The 17,432-nt window shown below is 70.4% G+C and carries 15 protein-coding genes; all 15 read left to right on the top strand.

Annotated elements, in window-relative coordinates; all coding sequences use genetic code 11:
* The first annotated feature begins 27 nt into the window (after window positions 1–27).
* From rsmH to ftsZ, 15 genes are read left to right on the top strand one after another with little or no spacing between them, the layout of a single operon-like run.
* Window positions 28–951, top strand: coding sequence for a 16S rRNA (cytosine(1402)-N(4))-methyltransferase RsmH (gene rsmH, locus OXU43_03350; GenBank protein ID MDD9824195.1), 924 nt, complete (start codon window positions 28–30; stop codon window positions 949–951).
* A complete protein-coding gene (gene ftsL, locus OXU43_03345; protein ID MDD9824194.1) occupies window positions 948–1,265 on the top strand; it encodes a cell division protein FtsL in 318 nt (105 codons plus the stop codon). Before rsmH ends, ftsL begins: the two co-directional genes overlap by 4 nt.
* 6 nt (window positions 1,266–1,271) lie before the next feature.
* Entirely contained in the window at window positions 1,272–3,002 is a 1,731-nt protein-coding gene (locus OXU43_03340; GenBank protein ID MDD9824193.1) for a penicillin-binding transpeptidase domain-containing protein, read from the top strand.
* Window positions 2,986–4,503, top strand: a complete 1,518-nt coding sequence (locus tag OXU43_03335; protein ID MDD9824192.1) for a UDP-N-acetylmuramoyl-L-alanyl-D-glutamate--2,6-diaminopimelate ligase — start codon at window positions 2,986–2,988, stop codon at window positions 4,501–4,503. Before OXU43_03340 ends, OXU43_03335 begins: the two co-directional genes overlap by 17 nt.
* Window positions 4,504–4,508: 5 nt before the next feature.
* Window positions 4,509–5,858 (top strand): UDP-N-acetylmuramoyl-tripeptide--D-alanyl-D-alanine ligase, encoded by a 1,350-nt coding sequence (locus OXU43_03330; protein ID MDD9824191.1) that lies wholly within the window; start codon window positions 4,509–4,511, stop codon window positions 5,856–5,858.
* 3 nt (window positions 5,859–5,861) lie between these two features.
* A complete protein-coding gene (mraY, locus tag OXU43_03325) occupies window positions 5,862–6,947 on the top strand; it encodes a phospho-N-acetylmuramoyl-pentapeptide-transferase (protein MDD9824190.1) in 1,086 nt (361 codons plus the stop codon).
* Entirely contained in the window at window positions 6,944–8,311 is a 1,368-nt protein-coding gene (murD, locus tag OXU43_03320; GenBank protein MDD9824189.1) for a UDP-N-acetylmuramoyl-L-alanine--D-glutamate ligase, read from the top strand. The genes mraY and murD overlap by 4 nt, the downstream gene beginning before the upstream one ends.
* On the top strand, window positions 8,308–9,495 hold the full coding sequence (gene ftsW, locus OXU43_03315) for a putative lipid II flippase FtsW (protein MDD9824188.1): 1,188 nt from the start codon (window positions 8,308–8,310) through the stop codon (window positions 9,493–9,495). Before murD ends, ftsW begins: the two co-directional genes overlap by 4 nt.
* Window positions 9,492–10,610, top strand: a complete 1,119-nt coding sequence (gene murG / locus OXU43_03310) for an undecaprenyldiphospho-muramoylpentapeptide beta-N-acetylglucosaminyltransferase (protein ID MDD9824187.1) — start codon at window positions 9,492–9,494, stop codon at window positions 10,608–10,610. The genes ftsW and murG overlap by 4 nt, the downstream gene beginning before the upstream one ends.
* Window positions 10,597–12,039, top strand: coding sequence for a UDP-N-acetylmuramate--L-alanine ligase (murC, locus tag OXU43_03305; protein ID MDD9824186.1), 1,443 nt, complete (start codon window positions 10,597–10,599; stop codon window positions 12,037–12,039). The genes murG and murC overlap by 14 nt, the downstream gene beginning before the upstream one ends.
* Window positions 12,036–13,010: a UDP-N-acetylmuramate dehydrogenase gene (murB, locus tag OXU43_03300; GenBank protein ID MDD9824185.1), complete on the top strand. Its 975-nt coding sequence runs from the start codon at window positions 12,036–12,038 to the stop codon at window positions 13,008–13,010. Before murC ends, murB begins: the two co-directional genes overlap by 4 nt.
* On the top strand, window positions 13,007–13,969 hold the full coding sequence (locus tag OXU43_03295) for a D-alanine--D-alanine ligase (protein ID MDD9824184.1): 963 nt from the start codon (window positions 13,007–13,009) through the stop codon (window positions 13,967–13,969). Before murB ends, OXU43_03295 begins: the two co-directional genes overlap by 4 nt.
* Entirely contained in the window at window positions 13,969–14,757 is a 789-nt protein-coding gene (locus tag OXU43_03290; GenBank protein MDD9824183.1) for a cell division protein FtsQ/DivIB, read from the top strand. Before OXU43_03295 ends, OXU43_03290 begins: the two co-directional genes overlap by 1 nt.
* Window positions 14,754–15,995 carry a cell division protein FtsA gene (ftsA, locus tag OXU43_03285; GenBank protein MDD9824182.1) on the top strand — a complete coding sequence of 414 codons (1,242 nt, stop codon included), beginning with the start codon at window positions 14,754–14,756 and terminating at the stop codon, window positions 15,993–15,995. The genes OXU43_03290 and ftsA overlap by 4 nt, the downstream gene beginning before the upstream one ends.
* Before the next feature lie 60 nt (window positions 15,996–16,055).
* Window positions 16,056–17,303 (top strand): cell division protein FtsZ, encoded by a 1,248-nt coding sequence (gene ftsZ, locus OXU43_03280; protein ID MDD9824181.1) that lies wholly within the window; start codon window positions 16,056–16,058, stop codon window positions 17,301–17,303.
* The last annotated feature ends 129 nt before the right edge of the window (window positions 17,304–17,432 follow it).

The following is a 17,432-nucleotide window of genomic DNA, read 5'->3' as shown; positions in this document are numbered from 1 at the left end:
GGCATGGGCATGGGCATGGGCATGGGCATGGGAGAACATCGGTCATTGCACGGGCACATCCCCGCGATGCTGGGCCCGGTGCTGGACGGGCTGGGGTTGCGCCCGGACGGTTGCTACGCGGATTGCACTTACGGCCGGGGCGGTCACAGCGCGGCGATCCTGGCCCGACTGGGCGCGGCAGGCAGGCTGCTGGCCTTCGACAAGGACCCCGAGGCGGCACGGCACGGCCAACGGCGCTTCGCGGACGATCCTCGCTTCCGCATCGTCCGGGCCTCGTTCTGCCGTCTGACCGAAGTGGCGGCGGAAGAGGGGCGCGGCGGCCGGGTGGACGGGGTGTTGTTCGACCTGGGCGTGTCCCTGCCCCAGTTGCTGGACGCGGCGCGCGGCTTTGGCCTGCGCCAGGACGGCGCGCTGGACATGCGTATGGACCCATCCCAGGGCCAGAGCGCCGCCGATTGGATTGCCCGCGCTACCGAGCGGGAGATGGCCCGCGTGTTTCGGGAGTACGGCGAGGAACGCTACGCCCGGCGCGTCGCGCGCGCCATCGTCGCGGCGCGCCGGCAAGCGCGAATCCAGGGCTGCGGACAACTGGCGGACATCATCCGCCGGGCGATGCCGGCGGGCCGGGGCGGGCGCGGCGGCAGAGGCGGCAGGCACCCGGCCACTCGCTGCTTCCAGGCCATCCGCATCCATATCAACCGGGAACTCGACGAGCTGCGCGAGGGACTGGAACAGGCGGCAAAGCTGCTGGCTCCTGGCGGACGCCTGGCGGTCATCAGCTTCCATTCCCTGGAGGACCGGATTGTCAAGCGCTTTCTGCGCGAACGGCGGCGGGCGGAGGGCGCCCGCCTGTTGCCGGTAGCCGGCCCGCTGCGCCCCGACCCGGAAGAGGTGACGGCCAACCCGCGCTGCCGCAGCGCGGTGCTGCGCGTTGCCGGCAGGGAACGATGAAGGCGCTGCATCCGGCTCTGCTGCCCTGGCTGCTGGGTCTGGCGATCTTCCTGACCGCCGTCTTGATCGTCTGGTCGCGGCACGAGGCGCGGCGCCTGTTCGTCGAGATGCAGCAGTTGGAGCGCGACCGGGACGCGCTGAACGAACAATGGGGCCGGTTGCAGTTGGAGCGCAGCACCTGGGCCGATCACGGCCGCATCGAACGGTTGGCGCGCACCCGGATCGGCATGGGCCTGCCGCGGGAGGAAGTCCTGGTGATCCTGCGGGGAGGCCCCGAGGCGGCGCCCGGACGCCGCGCCGGAGCAGGGGACTGACGCCCCGTGCGGCACCGGTACCGGCATATCACGCTGCTGTGCCTGCTGCACCTGGCGGCGGCGGTGCTGCTGGCCCGCGTCGCCTACTTGCAGCTGTACCAGCAAGAGTCTCTGGAGGAGCACGGGGACGCGCGCGCGCTGCGGGTCATGGAAGTGCCCGCGATCCGCGGCATGATCACGGACCGCCACGGGGAACCGCTGGCGATCAGCACGCCGGTGCATTCCATATGGGCCACCCCCCGCGAGCTGCTGGCGGCGGAAGACGCAGGGCTGGCGCGGCTGGCGCAGCTGTTGAATACGGAGCCCGCCGCGCTGCGGCGGCGGTTGCAGGAGCGCATCCGCAAAGATTTCGTCTATCTGCACCGGGGGGCGGAACCCGATTTCGGCGCCCGGGTCATGGCGCTGGGGCTGCCCGGCGTGTCCGTGCAGAGGGAATACCGGCGCTATTACCCGGCCGGCGAGGTCACGGCGCAACTGCTGGGCTTTACCGACATAGACGACCGCGGGCAGGAGGGCATCGAACTGCGGCACGACGACCGGCTGCGGGGGCGGCGCGGCGTCAAACGGGTGTTGCGGGACCGGCTGGGACAGACCGTCAAGAATATCGAGACCGTGCGCGCGGCGGTGCCGGGCCGCGACCTGACGCTGGCCATAGACCGCAGGCTCCAGTACCTGGCGCACCGGGAATTGAAGACGGCGGTGGCGCAGCGGCGGGCGGCGGCGGGCACGCTGGTGCTGGTGGCTCCCGACAGCGGCGAGGTGCTGGCAATGGCGAACCAGCCCTCCTACAACCCGAATAGCCGGCAGGACCTGGAGCGGCGCTACCACCGCAATATATCCGTCACGGATTCTTTCGAGCCCGGCTCCACGATCAAACCCTTCACCGCGCTGGCGGCGCTGCTGTCCGGCAGCTACCTGCCCGCCTCGCGCGTGGACACCGCCCCCGGCACGCTACGGGTCGGCGGCCATACGATCCATGACCGGCGCAACTACGGCGTGCTGGACCTGACCCATGTCCTGGCCAATTCCAGCAACGTCGGGATCAGCAAGATCGCGCTGTCGCTGCCGTCCGACCTGCTCTGGAGAGTGCTGAACTCCGTCGGCTTCGGCTCCGGCACGGGCAGCGGTTTCCCCGGCGAGTTCGCGGGCCGCCTGAACCACTACGCGCACTGGTCGCGGATCGAGCAGGCCACGGTGGCATACGGCTACGGCATCTCCGCCACGGCCCTGCAGTTGGCGCGCGCCTACTCGCTGCTGGCGACGGACGGCTGGTTGCCGGAGATTCGCCTGGAGCGGCTGGACGGACCGCCGAAGCGGCGGCAGCTGTTCCCCGCGGCGGAGGTGACCATGGTGCGCGCCATGCTGGAACAAGTGGTGCAGCAACCGGCGGGGACCGGCAAACGGGCCGCCGTGAACCGCTACCGGGTCGCCGGCAAGACGGGCACGGTGCGCAAAAACAGCGGCGGCAACTACGAGGGCAACCGGCACCAAGCCCTATTCGTGGGCATGGCGCCGGCCAGCGATCCGCGGCTGGTCATGGCGGTGGTGATAGACGAACCGGCCGGCAAAGAATACTACGGCAGCCAAGTGGCGGCGCCGGTGTTCTCGAAAGTCATGGAGGCCAGCCTGCGGCTGCTGAACGTGCCGCCGGACAACCTTTCGGACCTGGACCGGCTGTTGGTCGAGCGCTCGGGACGCGCCCCAGCCGAGGCGCCGGACGATGCCGGACGCGGCTAAGCGGGGGGAGGGACGGCCAGTGCGGGAATTGCTGTCGGGAATGACCGGAACGGCGCCTGACCCGGCGCTGGTCGTTTCCGGCCTGAGCATGGACAGCAGGAAGACGCGGGCCGGAGACTTGTTTCTCGCCTGCCGGGGCGGGCACACCCGGGGCGCGCGCCATATCCCGGAGGCGGTACGGGCCGGGGCGGCGGCCGTCGCCGTCGAGGCGGCAGACTGCCCCCGGGAAGACGCGGGCCGACCGCTGTTTCCCATCGCCGGGCTGCGGGCGCGCGCCGGGATCGTGGCCGACCGTTTCTATGCCTCCCCCTCGCGGGAGTTGCGGGCGGTAGGCGTCACCGGCACCAACGGCAAGACCACGGTCGCCCATCTGATCGGCGGGGGGCTGGCGCGGCTGCGCGGCAACGACCGCTGCTGCGGCCTGATCGGCAGCCTGGGCAACGGATTCCCCCGGGCACTGCGGCCGGGGCCGCATACCACCCCGGACCCGGTCGCCCTCCACGCGCTGTTGCGCGAGATGCGGGGCCTGGGCGCGGACTACGCCGCCATCGAAGTCTCCTCGCACGCGCTGGACCAGGAGCGCGCCAGCGGAGTGCGCTTCCAGCTGGCGGTTTTCACCAACCTGGGCCGGGACCACCTGGACTACCACGGCAACCGGGAGCGCTACGCCGCGGCCAAGAGGCGCCTGCTTTCCTGGCCCGGCTTGCAGGCGGCGATCCTCAACCTGGACGACGCGCACGGCCGGCGGTGGTTCCGGGAACTGCAAGACGCGCGGCGGGAGGTCATCGGCTATACCCTGCGCCAGGCGCCCCCGCCCGGCGGCGGACCGTGCCTGCAAGGGCGCATCGAAGCCGCGGACCGGGACGGCATGACACTGAGCCTGCGCGGCCCCTGGGGCGAGGGCCGCTTGCGGACGCCGCTGATCGGCGAGGCGAGCGCGGGCAACCTGCTGGCCGCCGCCGCCGCACTCTGCCGGCTGGGCGCGCCGCCGGCGCAGGCCCTGGCCGCCCTGGGCGCCCTGGAGGCCGTCCCCGGGCGCATGGAGCGCTTCGCCGCGCCCGGGCGGCCGTTGGCGGTCGTGGACTACGCGCACAACCCGGAGGCGTTGCGGCAGGCGCTGCGCAGCCTGCGCGACATCACGCCGGGGCGGCTGTGGTGCGTGTTCGGCTGCGGCGGCGACCGCGACCGGGGCAAGCGCCCCGAGATGGGCAAGGCGGCGGCCGAGCTCGCCGACCGGGCGATCGCCACCAACGACAACCCGCGCGGGGAGCCGCCGCTGCAAATCATAGAGGAGATCCGCGCCGGCGCCCGCCGCGACCGGCGCCCGGAAGCGATCCCGGACCGCAAACAGGCCATCGCGGCGGCCATCGCCGGGGCAGGGGAAACGGACACGGTGTTGGTCGCCGGCAAAGGGCACGAGCGCTTCCAGGAGGCCGGGGGCCGGCGGCGGCCCTTCGACGACCGCCTGCAAGTGCGCCGGGCGCTGGGGTTGGCGCCGTGATCCGCATGCGCCTGTCCGAGGCCGCCGCCGCGCTGGACGGCGCTTGTCTGGGGCGTGATGTCGCGTTCCGGGGCTGCGGCATAGACTCGCGCGATATCGGCGAGCAGGAGTTGTTCATCGCCCTGCAGGGGCGGCACTGCGATGGCCACGATTTCGTGGCCGCCGCCAGCGCCCGCGGCGCGGCCGCCGCCATGGTGGAATGGGCGCCTGCCGGCAGCGCGTCCTGCCCGCTGTTGCGGGTGGATCGGTCCCGCGGCGCCATGGGGCGCCTGGCCGCCCGCTGGCGCTCCCGCTTCCAGCTGCCCGTGGTCGGCGTGACCGGCAGCAACGGCAAGACCACGGTCAAGGAAATGCTGGCGGCGGTGCTGGCGCTGTCGGCGCCGGTGCTGGCCACGGCCGGGAACCGCAATAACGACCTGGGCGTGCCCCTGACGCTGTTCCACCTGGGGCGGGAACACGGGTACGCGGTAATCGAGATGGGCGCGAACCACAAAGGGGAGATCGGCGCGTTGGCGCGAATGGCGCGGCCCAGAGTCGCGGCGATCACGCAGTGCGCCCCCGCGCATCTCGCCGGTTTCGGCGACGTAGGGGCGGTCGCGGAGGCCAAGTCCGAGATCTTCGACGGCCTGGAAAGCGGCGGGGCGGCGGTTATCAACGCCGACGACAGGTACGCCGGACTGTGGCGCGCCCGCGCCCGGAATTACGACCGAATCACTTTCGGCCTGGAGCGCCCCGCGGACGTGACGGCCAGCGACATCGAAGACGCCCCGCCCGCGGGGAGGCAGCGCTTCCTGCTGTCCCTCCCCAACGCCCGGGCGGAGGTGCGGCTGCCGTTGTGCGGCCGGCACAACCTGATGAACGCGCTGGCGGCGGCAGCCTGCGCCCATGCCCTGGAGACCCCCGTGGAGCGGATCCGCGAAGGCCTGGAGAAAATGGCGCCGCTGCAGGGCCGCCTGCAACTTCGGCGGGGCACGGGCGGCAGCCTGCTGCTGGACGATAGTTACAATGCCAACCCGACCTCTTTGCAGGCGGGGATCGAGGTGATGCGCAAACACCGGAGGCGGCACTGGCTGGCGCTGGGCGACATGAACGAGCTGGGCGGCGAGGCCGTGGAATGGCATCGCCGGGCGGGCCGCGAGGCGCGCGCGCGCGGGGTGCAAAGGCTGTACGCGCTGGGGGAGCTGGCCGCGGAGGCGGCCGCCGCCTTTGGCCCGGGCGGCACTGCCTATGCCGACCTGGAGGCGCTGGGCGACGCCTTGGATGCCGAACTGAGCGGCGACGTGATCCTGCTGGTCAAGGGCTCGCGCGGGTTGGCTCTGGAGCGGCTGGTGGCCCGGCTGGCGGCGGAGGCTTAAGGGATGTTGACCTGGCTGTTCGACTACCTGACGCAGTATTACAGCGGCTTCAACGTGTTCCGCTACCTCACGCTGCGCGCCATCCTGGGGCTGTTGACGGCCCTGCTGCTCTGTCTGTTCGTCGGGCCGCTGTTCATCCGGCGCCTGAGCCGGCACCGGGTCTCGCAGACCGTGAGCGGGCTGGGCCCCGAGTCGCACAGCGTCAAATCGGGAACCCCCACCATGGGCGGGCTGATGATCCTGTTCTCGCTGCTGCTCAGCTCTCTCTGCTGGGCGGATCCGGGCAACCGCTTCGTGCAGGTGGCCATCGCCACCACGGTACTGTTCGGGCTGATCGGCCTGGCGGACGATTACGGCAAGGTGCGCCACGGGCGGGCGGAGGCGGGACTCGCGGCCTGGCAGAAATACCTGTGGCAATCCCTGGCCGGGCTGGCGGTGGCGCTGTTCCTGTTCTTTACCGCCCAGGCGCCGTCCGAGACGCAGTTGATCGTCCCCTTCGTCAAGCAGGTAGCGATTGACGTGGGCTGGCTGTACGTGTTGTTGGCGTACTTCGTGATCGTCGGCACCAGCAACGCCGTCAACCTGACCGACGGGCTGGACGGCCTGGCGATCCTGCCGATCGTGCTGATCGCCGGCGCCCTGGCGGTATTTGCCTATCTGGGCGGCAACGCGCGCTTCGCTCAGTATCTGGGCATCCCCTACGTGCCGGGCAGCGGCGAACTGGCCATCTTCTGCGGGGCGGTCATGGGCGCCGGGCTGGGCTTTCTCTGGTTCAACACCTACCCGGCCCAGGTGTTCATGGGAGACATCGGCGCCCTCTCCCTCGGGGCGGCGCTGGGCGCCGTGGCGGTGATGGTGCGCCAGGAAATCGTGTTGTTCATCATGGGCGGGTTGTTCGTGCTGGAGACCGTTTCCGTGATCCTGCAGGTGGCCTCCTGCCGGCTGACCGGTCAGCGGCTGTTTCGCATGGCGCCCCTGCACCATCACCTGGAGTTGAAGGGCTGGCCGGAACCGAAGATCATCGTACGGTTGTGGATCGTCACGGTGATCCTGGTGCTGATCGGCCTGTCGAGCCTGAAGATACGATGACGCGCGGCGAAGGCTCTCCGCTCGCGGCAGGGGCGCAATACGATGCGACCATCGTGGGGCTCGGGCGCACCGGCCTCGCCTGCGCCCGCGTCCTGCACCGGGAGCGGCGCAAGTTCGCGGTAACCGACTCCAGGAAGGCGCCGCCCTGCCTCGCCGAGTTGCGGGCGGAAATGCCGGAGGTCCCGGTATCGCTGGGAGGGTGGGACGAGGCCGCCCTGGGCGATTCGCGCCAGTTGATCGTAAGCCCCGGCGTCGATCCGGAGATGCCCACCCTGGCAAGGGCGCGCCGGGCCGGCATCCCGTTGCTGGGCGATGTGGATCTGTTCTGCCTGCGGACGCAGGCGCCCATCGTCGCCGTGACCGGCACCAACGGCAAGAGCACCGTGGTCAGCCTGGTCGCGGAAATGGGGCGCCGTGCCGGGCTGCGGACCGAGGCCGGCGGCAACATCGGCATCCCCGCCCCGGAGTTGCTGGACAAGCCGGCCGACTTGTATGTGCTGGAGCTGTCCAGCTTTCAACTGGAGACGCTGCACTCGCTGCGGGCCGTGGCGGCCACCGTGCTGAACCTGAGCCCCGATCACCTGGATCGCCACGGCGGGATGCAGGAATACCTGGCCCTGAAGGCGCACATCTACGACGGCGCCCGCGTCATGGTCCTGAACCGGGACGACACGCGGCTCGACTCGCTGCGACAGCCCGGGCGCAACGCCCTGGGTTTCACCCTGGGCGCGCCGAAGGCGGAGGATTTCGGGATCCGCGACGGCTGGCTGGCCCGCGGCGAACGGCTGCTGTTGCCCGCGGCGGAGCTGCGGATGCCGGGCGGGCACAACGTGGCCAACTGCCTCGCGGCCCTGGCGCTGGGAAGCGCCGCGGGGCTGGCGGAGACGGCCATGCTGGACGCGCTACGGGAGTTCCCCGGGCTCCGGCACCGCACGCAAAGGGTCGCCACGCACAACGCGGTCAGCTGGTACGACGACTCCAAGGCCACCAACCCCGCCGCCGCCGCCGCCGCCCTGCGGGGGCTGGCCGGGGATGCCAACATCGTGTTGATCGCGGGGGGCGAGGCCAAAACCGAGGACTTCGGGGAACTGGCGGTGGCGGCGCAGGGCCGGGTGAAGACGGCCATCCTGATCGGGCGCGACGCGGGCTTGCTGGCCCAGGCCCTGGAAGACGCGGCGCCGACGCGGCGGGCCGGCGATATGGCGGCGGCAGTGCGGGCGGCAAAGCGGTGGGCGGCGCCCGGCGACATCGTGCTGCTGTCCCCCGCCTGCGCCAGTTTCGACATGTACCGGGACTACCGGCACCGGGGCGACGCCTTCGCCGCCGCGGTGCGGGAACTGCTGCCGCCGGGAGAGCGCGGGTGATCCCGGCGCAAGCCACCGCGACAGCCGGCCTGGGGGCCGCGGGACCGCGCCCCGGCGCCTTGTTCGCAAACTACGACGCCAGGCTGATATGGCTGACGCTGTGCATGCTCGGGGCGGGGCTGGTCATGATGGCCTCCGCCTCCGTCACCATCGCCGAGCGCGGCTTCCAGGAGCCGCTGTATTACTTTTGGCGGCAACTGGCGAACTGCACGCTGGGATTGGCGCTGGGCTACGGCGCGATGCGCCTGCGGCTCGACCTGTTGCGGCGGTGGGGCTTGGCGCTGTTGCTGCTGGGCATCCTGCTGCTCATCCTGATCCTGGTCCCCGGCCTGGGCAGGGAAGTCAACGGCAGTACGCGCTGGCTCCGCCTCGGCCCCGTCTCGCTGCAGGCGTCGGAGCCGATGAAGCTCTTCATGGTGATCTATCTCGCCGGGTACCTGGAGCGGCGCGGGCGCCTGGTGCGACAGACCATGCAGGGCTTCTTCCTGCCGCTGGTCCTGCTGGCCGTGGTTTGCCTCCTGCTGCTGCTGGAGCCGGACTACGGCGCCACCGCGGTGCTGGCGGCCACCACCCTGGGCATGCTGTTCGTAGGCGGCGTCTCCGTCCTGCGCTCTCTGTTCTGGACGGCGGCGGCGGGCGCCGTCATGTTCACCCTGGCGGTGCTGTCGCCCTACCGGCTACAGCGCATGATCAGCTTCCTTGACCCCTGGCAGGACCCCTTCGATCAGGGCTTTCAACTCACCCAGGCGCTGATCGCCTTCGGCCGCGGCGGCTGGTTCGGGGAAGGGCTGGGCGGCGGCCTGCAAAAACTCTTCTACCTCCCGGAGGCGCATACCGACTTCGTATTCGCCATCATCGCCGAGGAGTTGGGCTTCCTCGGCAGCGTGGCGACGATCCTGGCCTTCTACCTGCTGGTGAGCCGGTGCTTCGCCGTCGCCGCCCGGGCGGCGACGGCCGGGCGCCTTTTTGCCGCCTACCTGTGCTACGGCTTCGGGTTGCTGCTCGGCATCCAGACTTTCGTCAATATTGGCGTCAACACGGGGCTCCTGCCCACCAAGGGGCTGACGCTGCCGCTGATCAGCTACGGCGGCAACAGCATCCTGGTCACCCTGATCGCGATCGGGCTGGTCTTGCGGGCCGGATACGAGAGCCGGCTGCCATGCCCGGAGCGGGCAAGGCCGTGAACGGGGCCGCGAACGGGGCCGCGGACGGCGCGGGCGGGCGGCCGGTATTGATCATGGCCGGGGGCACGGGGGGGCATGTCTATCCGGCGCTGGCCGTCGCCCAGTGGCTGCGCGCCGGCGGCTGGCCGTTGCTGTGGCTCGGGTCCCGCGACGGCCTGGAGGCGCAGGTGGCCTCGCGCCACGGCTTCCGGCTGTTGCCGGTACGCATTCGGCCGTTGCGCGGGCGCGGCCGCGGGCGGCGGGCGCTGGCGCTGTTGGGCGCCGTTGCGGCGCTGTTCCACTCCCTGTGGTACCTGCTCCGGTACCGCCCGTCCGTAGTCCTGGGCGCCGGCGGCGCGGCCAGCGGGCCGGGAGGGCTGGCCGCCTGGCTGCTGCGCATTCCGCTGTGCATCCACGAACAAAACACCGTGCCGGGGCTGAGCAACCGCCTGTTGGCGCGCATTGCCACGGTGGCGATGGAGGCATATCCCGGCAGTTTTCCGCGCCGCAACGCGGCCACGGCGACTACGGGCAACCCGGTGCGGGCGGAGATCTGGCGGGCGGCCGCGGCGCGGCGGCAACAGCGGCGGCGGGACGCGGCGGAGCTGCGCCTGTTGGTGCTGGGCGGCAGCCAGGGGGCGCGGACGCTGAACCTGACGCTGCCGCCGGCCGTGCACCAGCTGGCCGACCGGGTGCGGCTGATCGTCCGCCACCAGACCGGCCCGGACATGCGCGAGGAAACGCGCGCCCGCTACGCGGAGCTGAGCGGCCGGGTGCAACTGGATGCCTACATCGAGGACATGGCGGCGGCTTACGGCTGGGCGGACCTGGCGGTCTGCCGCGCGGGCGCCCTGACCCTGGCGGAACTGGCCGCGATGGGCCTCGCCGCCATTCTGGTGCCCTATCCCTACGCCGCCGACGATCACCAGACGAGCAATGCCTCTTTTTTCAGCCGGCACGGCGCGGCGATCCTGCTGCCGGAACCGGAATGCACTCCCGAGCGTCTGTCCGAGCTCCTGCTGGACCTGGCGCGGCACCGGCAACAGCGGCTGGCCATGGCGGAACGCAGCAGGGAACTGGCCCGGCCGGACGCCACCAGGGCCGTGGCCGAGATCTGTCTCAATGTCCGCGGATGAATCCCATGGCAAAGGCAAGGTACGCAATATTCACCTGGTGGGGATCGGGGGCGCCGGCATGAGCGGGATCGCCGAAGTGCTGCACAATCTGGGGTACCGGGTATCGGGTTCCGATCGCAAGGCGAGCGCGGTCACCGCGCAACTCGCCGCGCAGGGCATGAACATCCGGGAGGGCCACGCGGCCGGCAACGTGGCCGGCAGCGACGTCGTCGTCTTCTCCAGCGCCGTGACCGGCACCAACGTCGAACTTGCCGCCGCCCGCCGGCAGGGCATCCCCGTTCTGTCGCGCGCCGAGATGCTCGCGGAACTGATGCGCTTCCACCACGGCGTCGCCATCGCCGGCACGCACGGCAAGACCACCACCACCAGTCTGATCGCCAGCTTGCTGGCGGACGGCGGCCTGGACCCCACCTACGTGATCGGGGGGCTGCTGAACCGCACCGGCTCCAGCGCCAGGCTCGGGGCGGGGCGCCACCTGGTCGCGGAGGCGGACGAGAGCGACGGCAGCTTCCTGCACCTGCAACCGGTGACGGCGGTCGTTACCAATATAGACTGCGATCACCTGGACGCCTACGAGGGCAGTTTTGCGCTTCTGCAACAAAAATTCCTGGAATTCGTCCATCGGCTGCCGTTCTACGGGACCGCGGTCTGGTGCCTGGACGACCCCCTGCTGCGGGACCTGCGGCCCCGCTTTGCCCGGCCCGCGCTGGCCTACGGAACGGCGGCACGGGCCGACTACCAGGCGCAGCCGCTGGCGGCGCAAGGGAACCGGGTCCGGTTCCTGGTGCGCACGCCGGACGAGCGCCAGGGCCTGGAGCTGGAATCCGCCCTGCCGGGGCGGCACAACGTACTGAATGCCCTGGCGGCGGTGGCAGTCGCGCACCACCTCGGGGTCCCCATGGAGACCATTGCCCACAGCCTGCGCCATTTTCAGGGGATCGCAAGACGCTGCCAGGTATGCGGGCCGCTGGACATCGGCGGCAGGAAGGTGTTGTTGATTGACGATTACGCGCATCACCCGGTGGAGATCCAGGCGACCGCGGAGGCCGTGCGCCAGGGTTGGCCCGGGCGGCGGATCGTGGCCGTCTTCCAACCGCACCGCTATACCCGCACGCAGGCGTTGTTCGAGTCTTTCGTGCGCGTACTGTCGCTGCTGGAGGCAGTCGTGTTGCTGGACGTGTATTCGGCGGGGGAGGCCGCTATCCCGGGCGCCGACAGCGCCTCGCTGTACCGGGCGCTGCGGTTGCTGGGCAGAAACGTGCCGCTCTACGTCGGCGATCGCTCGGAGCTGCCGGAGGCGCTGCCGGCGACGATCGCCGACGGCGACGTGTTGCTGATCCTGGGCGCGGGCGACATCAGCGCCCTGGCGGGCGAACTGCAAGGGCGTTTCCGGGCGCAAGACGGCGGGCAAGGGAGAGCGGACGAATGAACGCGGCGCACCGGGAAACGGCAGGCGGGGTTCTCGCCGGGGACGGCGAATTGCGGGGCGCCCTGCGTTTTCGCGAGTCCATGTCCCGGCACACTACGCTGCGGCTGGGCGGGGTCGCGGATTGCTATTACGAGGCGGAGGACCTGGACGACCTGGCGCTGTTCCTGCGCCGGCTGCCGGCGGAGGAACCGGTAACCTGGGTGGGACGGGGCAGCAACCTGCTGGTGCGCGACGGCGGCATCCGCGGCGTTGTGATCTCGACCCGGCGCGCCCTGGCCCGGCTGCACCCCCCCGCCGGCGCCAGGGTCTATATCGAGGCCGGCGTGCCCTGTTCCCGGATCGCCCGTTTCTGCGCCGGGCACGGCCTGGCCGGGGCGGAGTTCCTGGCGGGCATCCCCGGGACGCTGGGCGGCGCCCTGGCGATGAACGCCGGCGCGCACGGCGTAGAGATCTGGGAATTGACGCCGGAGGTGCGTCTCTTCGACCGCCGCGGCGGGACCGCGCGGGCGCTGCGCCGCGATTTTCGGATCGGCTACCGCTCCGTCGGCTTGCCGCCCGACCGGTGGTTCGCCGGCGCCGTGCTGGAACTGCGCCCCGGCAACCGCGAGGCATGCGTGTCCCGCATCCGCGAGATCCTGGCCGAGCGCGCCGCCAGCCAGCCCCTGGGGCAACCGAACTGCGGTTCCGTGTTCCGCAACCCGGCGGGCGGCTACTACGCGGCGCGGCTGATCGAGCAATGCGGCCTGAAGGGCTTGCGCGTGGGCGGCGCCCGCGTCTCCAGGAAACACGCGAACTTCATCGTTAACGAGGACGGCGCCACCGCCGCCGACATCGAAACCCTGATCCGGCACATCCAGCGGCTCGTGCAGCGGCGGTGCGGCATCCTGCTGACCCCCGAACTGCGGATCGTCGGCGAACCGCCGACGGCGCCGGGACGGGCGGCGAACGGGCACGCGAACGGCGGCGAGTGAACGGTGTGGATTTCGGCACGGATTTCGGCAAGGTGGCGGTACTGATGGGCGGCAACTCCGCGGAGCGCGACATTTCTTTGCAAAGCGGCGGCGACGCGCTGGCCGCATTGCGCCGCACCGGGCTGGACGCGCACGGCATAGACGCCCGCGGCGACTACCTGTGCCGCCTGCCCGAACAGCGCTTCTCCCGGGCCTTCATTGCCCTGCACGGCTGTCCGGGCGAAGACGGCACCGTGCAGGGGGGACTGGAGACGCTGGGCCTGCCCTACACCGGCAGCGGCGTTCTGGCCTGCGCCCTGGCCATGGACAAAAGCCTGTGCAAACGAGTATGGAGCAGCCACGGTTTGCCCACCCCGGAATTCGCCGAAGCCGAAGACTACGCGGGGCTGGAAGCGGCGGCGGAGCGGCTCGGCCTGCCGCTGGCAATCAAGCCGGCCCGGGGCGGCTCCAGCCTGGGGATCGGCAAGGTGACGCAGCGCCAAGAGCTTTACCCGGCCTGGCAGGCGGCGCGCCGCCACGACAACCGGGTACTGGCGGAACGCTGGCTGGCGGGCGGCGAGTACACGGTGCCCATCCTGCACGGCGCCGCGCTGCCGGCGATCCGCCTGGAGACGCCGCGGCCGTTCTACGACTACGTCGCCAAATACGAATCCGAGGACACCCGCTACCTCTGCCCCTGCGGCCTGGGAACGGAGCGGGAGCGGCAACTGGCGGAGCTCGCCCTGCGGGGCTTCCGGGCGCTGGGGGCCGAGGGCTGGGGACGCATGGACCTGCTTCTGGACCGGGACGACAAACCCTTCCTGCTCGAGTTGAACACGGTGCCGGGACTGACCGACCACAGCCTGGTGCCCATGTCCGCGCGCCACCGCGGCCTGTCCTTCGACGCGCTGGTCGTGGAGATCTTGAAAACCAGCCTGTACCGCGGCGCAGCCGCGGACGGCGCGGGAGCGCGGCAGTGATGGCTTCCTACCAGGCGCCGCACGGCGCGCCGGGGCGCGGCGAGGGGCCGGCGCCGCGGCGCCTCCTCCCGGTGCGGCTCGGAACGGCCGTCGGGCTGGCCGGCCTGGGCGCCGTAGCGTACCTGGGATGGCTGCTGTTTTATTCGCACGCCTTCCCGATCCGGCAGGTCCGGATCGAGGGCGAGTTCCGCCATGCCGACCGCCAGACCCTCAGGCGGGTCGTGAGCCGTCAACTGCGGGATGCGGGCTTTTTTCGCCTCGACCTGGACGGGCTGCGCCAGGCGCTGACCGGCAGCGCCTGGGTGCACGAGGTGACGGTGCGGCGCATCTGGCCGGACGAGATTCGCATTCAGGTCCAGGAAGAGGAGCCGGCGGCACGCTGGGGCAAGCGCGGGTTTTTCAACCTCCAGGGACAGTATTTCGCCCTGACCCTGGAGGAAAAACTGGCGGATAAGACGCTGCCGCTGCTCACCGGCCCGGAGGGAAACCAGGAGCGGGTCTTTCGCAGATTGCGGGAACTGGACGCCCTGCTGGCCCCGCGGGGACTGCGGGTGCGCGCGCTGCACATGAACAAACGCCAGTCCTGGCATATGACCCTGGATAACGGCTGGCGGGTGATGCTCGGCAGGAGGCAGGCCCTGGCAAAGGCGGCGCGCTTCGCAGGGGTCGCGTACCCGCTGCTGGAAGAGCATAAAGCGGCGCGGGTGCGGGCGGTGGACATGCGCTACAGCAACGGCTATGCCGTCTCCTGGGCAGCCGGCGCGATGGCGCGGACGACGGAACGATGAGCGGCTCGGGAAAACGCCTGCTGGTGGGGCTGGACATAGGGACTTCCAAAATCGTCGCCCTGGTGGGGGAGATGTACGAAGAAAACGGCAGCGAGGAGATCGAGGTGGTGGGGATGGGCAGCATGCCCTCGCACGGTCTTAAGAGGGGCGTCGTAGTGAACATCGAGTCCACCGTGCAGGCGATCGGCCAGGCCGTGAAAGAGGCCGCGCTGATGTCGGGCTGCGAGATCCACTCGGTGTTCGCCGGCATCTCGGGCAGTCACATCCGCAGCCTGCCCTCGCACGGCACGGCGCCGATCCGGGACGAAGAAGTGACCGCGGCGGACATTACCCGGGTCATGGAATCCGCCAAGGCGGTGGCCATTCCCGCGGACCAGCGGATCCTGCACGTCCTGCCCAACGAGTTCGTCGTGGACGCCCAGGGAGGGATCAAATACCCCATCGGCATGTCGGGCGTGCGGCTGGAGGCGAAGGTGCACATCATCACCGGCGCGATCAGCGCGGCGGAGAACATTGCCAAATGCGTGCGCCGCTGCGGCCTGGCGGTGGACGACATCGTCTTGCAGCAACTCGCCTCCGGCGAGGCGGTGCTGTCCGAAGACGAGACCGAACTCGGCATCTGCCTGGTGGACATCGGCGGCGGCACCACCGACATCGCCGTGTTCCAGGAAGGCGCCCTGCAGCATACCGCGGTGATCCCCATCGCCGGCGACCAGGTAACCAACGACATCGCCGTGGCCCTGCGGACGCCGCGCAAGGCCGCCGAAATCATCAAGGTCGAGCACGGCTGCGTGCTGCCCCGGCTGGTGGAGGCCGAAGGGACCATAGAAGTCCCCGGCGTGGGCGAGCGGCCGCCGCGCCAACTCTCGCACCAGACCCTGGTGGAGGTAATCGGCGCGCGCTACGAGGAACTGCTCACTTTGGTGCACAACGAATTGCAGCGCGGAGGACACGAGGCCGCCACCGCGGCGGGCGTGGTGCTGACCGGCGGCAGCGCGAAGGTCGGCGGCCTGGCGGAGCTCGCGGAGGAGATATTCCAGGCGCCAGTGCGGATAGGCGCGCCGCGGCACGTCACGGGCCTGCCAGAGGTCACCAAGAACCCGGCGCATGCGACCGGCGCCGGGCTGCTGCTTTATGGCCGCAAGCACAGCAAGGGGCTGCGCACGGGGCTGCAACGGCAGAGCAGAACGGGCCGCGCCTGGCAGCGGCTGCAGGAGTGGTTCCGAAAGAGTTTCTGAAAGGGTCGTGCAATCATTATCAACAGGAAACAACAGGGCAAGCGACGGAGGTAAAGGGAAATGGTTACGAAATTCGAGAAAAAATTCGACATCATCAATCCCCCGCAGCAAAGCGCGGTGATCAAGGTGATCGGCGTGGGCGGCGGCGGCGGCAACGCCGTGGCGCACATGCAGGAGGCGGTGATCGCCGGGGTGGAGTGCATCTCCGCAAACACGGACGCGCAGGCCCTGCGGGAATCCCGCGTCCACACTCCGCTGCAGCTGGGGGTCAGCATCACCAAGGGCTTGGGCGCGGGCTCGGACCCGGAGGTGGGCCGCAAGGCGGCCTTGGACGACCGCGACAACATCGGGGGCGCCCTGGAGGGCGCCGACATGGTGTTCATCACCGCCGGCATGGGCGGCGGCACGGGCACGGGGGCGGCGCCGGTCATCGCCCAGATTGCCAGGGAAATGGGCGCCCTCACCGTGGCGGTGGTGACCCGTCCGTTCTCCTTCGAGGGCCCGAAACGGATGCGGGTCGCCAACGAGGGGATCAAGGAACTCGAGCAGTGCGTGGATTCCCTGATCATCATCCCGAATGAAAAGCTGCGCAACGTGTTGCCGCAGGGCGTCAGCGTGCGCGACGCCTTCGATGCCGCAAACGACGTGTTGCTGAACGCCGTGCAGGGCATCTCCGAGTTGATCACCAAGCCCGGCCTGGTCAACGTGGACTTCGCGGACGTGCGCACCGTCATGTCCGAGATGGGAATGGCCATGATGGGCGCCGGCAAGGCGGCGGGAGAGAACCGGGCCCGGCGGGCGACGGAGGAGGCGATCTCCAGCCCCTTGCTGGAAGGCGTGGACCTCGCCGGGGCCAAGGGCATACTGGCCAATGTGGCCTCCAGCAACCCCATCATGGACGAGCTCTACGAGGTGTACGACGCTATCGGGGAATACGCCGCCGAAGGCGCCTTGATCGTGCCGGGGCTCTTGATTGACGAAGAGCTGGGAGACGAACTGCGGGTCACGGTAGTGGCGGCGGGGCTGAACGACAGCAAGGCCAAAGCAGCCAAGGCGGCCAAGGCCGACAAAGGCGACAAAAGCCGCCAGCGGCCCCTGCCCATCCAGCCGGGGGGCCGGTCGGAAGACGACCGCAAACCCGACTACCGGGAATACGATCCCCCCACCGTGGTGCGGGTGCGCGGCGACAAGCATTTGCATTTGCAGGACGGCGAAGAGGCGCTGGAAAAAGACGGCGAGCGGGAAGAGCGGGAGGAGGATAACAAGCCGCTGGACGTGCCTGCCTTTCTGCGCCGCCAGGCCGATTGAGCCGCTCCCCCGGCGGCGGCGCGGGGCGGCGCCCTGCTGGCGGCGACGAAAGCGGCCCTGGCAATCGGGCTGGCCGAACAAGCGGCCGTCGTCGCCGTGCCGGTACGCCGTTCTGAGTTAAACCGCCGC

The sequence above is a fragment of the Gammaproteobacteria bacterium genome (assembly GCA_028817255.1).
GTDB lineage: Bacteria > Pseudomonadota > Gammaproteobacteria > Porifericomitales > Porifericomitaceae > Porifericomes > Porifericomes azotivorans.
This window is presented reverse-complemented; position numbering and strand designations above follow the sequence as displayed.

Bases quoted from the DNA above. Each gene is read 5' to 3' on its own strand.
- rsmH (MDD9824195.1), top strand. From the start codon at position 28: ATGGGAGAACATCGGTCATTGCACGGGCACATCCCCGCGATGCTGGGC.
- ftsL (MDD9824194.1), top strand. From the start codon at position 948: ATGAAGGCGCTGCATCCGGCTCTGCTGCCCTGGCTGCTGGGTCTGGCG.
- OXU43_03335 (MDD9824192.1), top strand. From the start codon at position 2,986: ATGCCGGACGCGGCTAAGCGGGGGGAGGGACGGCCAGTGCGGGAATTG.
- OXU43_03330 (MDD9824191.1), top strand. From the start codon at position 4,509: ATGCGCCTGTCCGAGGCCGCCGCCGCGCTGGACGGCGCTTGTCTGGGG.
- mraY (MDD9824190.1), top strand. From the start codon at position 5,862: ATGTTGACCTGGCTGTTCGACTACCTGACGCAGTATTACAGCGGCTTC.
- murD (MDD9824189.1), top strand. From the start codon at position 6,944: ATGACGCGCGGCGAAGGCTCTCCGCTCGCGGCAGGGGCGCAATACGAT.
- murC (MDD9824186.1), top strand. From the start codon at position 10,597: ATGTCCGCGGATGAATCCCATGGCAAAGGCAAGGTACGCAATATTCAC.
- murB (MDD9824185.1), top strand. From the start codon at position 12,036: ATGAACGCGGCGCACCGGGAAACGGCAGGCGGGGTTCTCGCCGGGGAC.
- OXU43_03290 (MDD9824183.1), top strand. From the start codon at position 13,969: ATGGCTTCCTACCAGGCGCCGCACGGCGCGCCGGGGCGCGGCGAGGGG.
- ftsA (MDD9824182.1), top strand. From the start codon at position 14,754: ATGAGCGGCTCGGGAAAACGCCTGCTGGTGGGGCTGGACATAGGGACT.
- ftsZ (MDD9824181.1), top strand. From the start codon at position 16,056: ATGGTTACGAAATTCGAGAAAAAATTCGACATCATCAATCCCCCGCAG.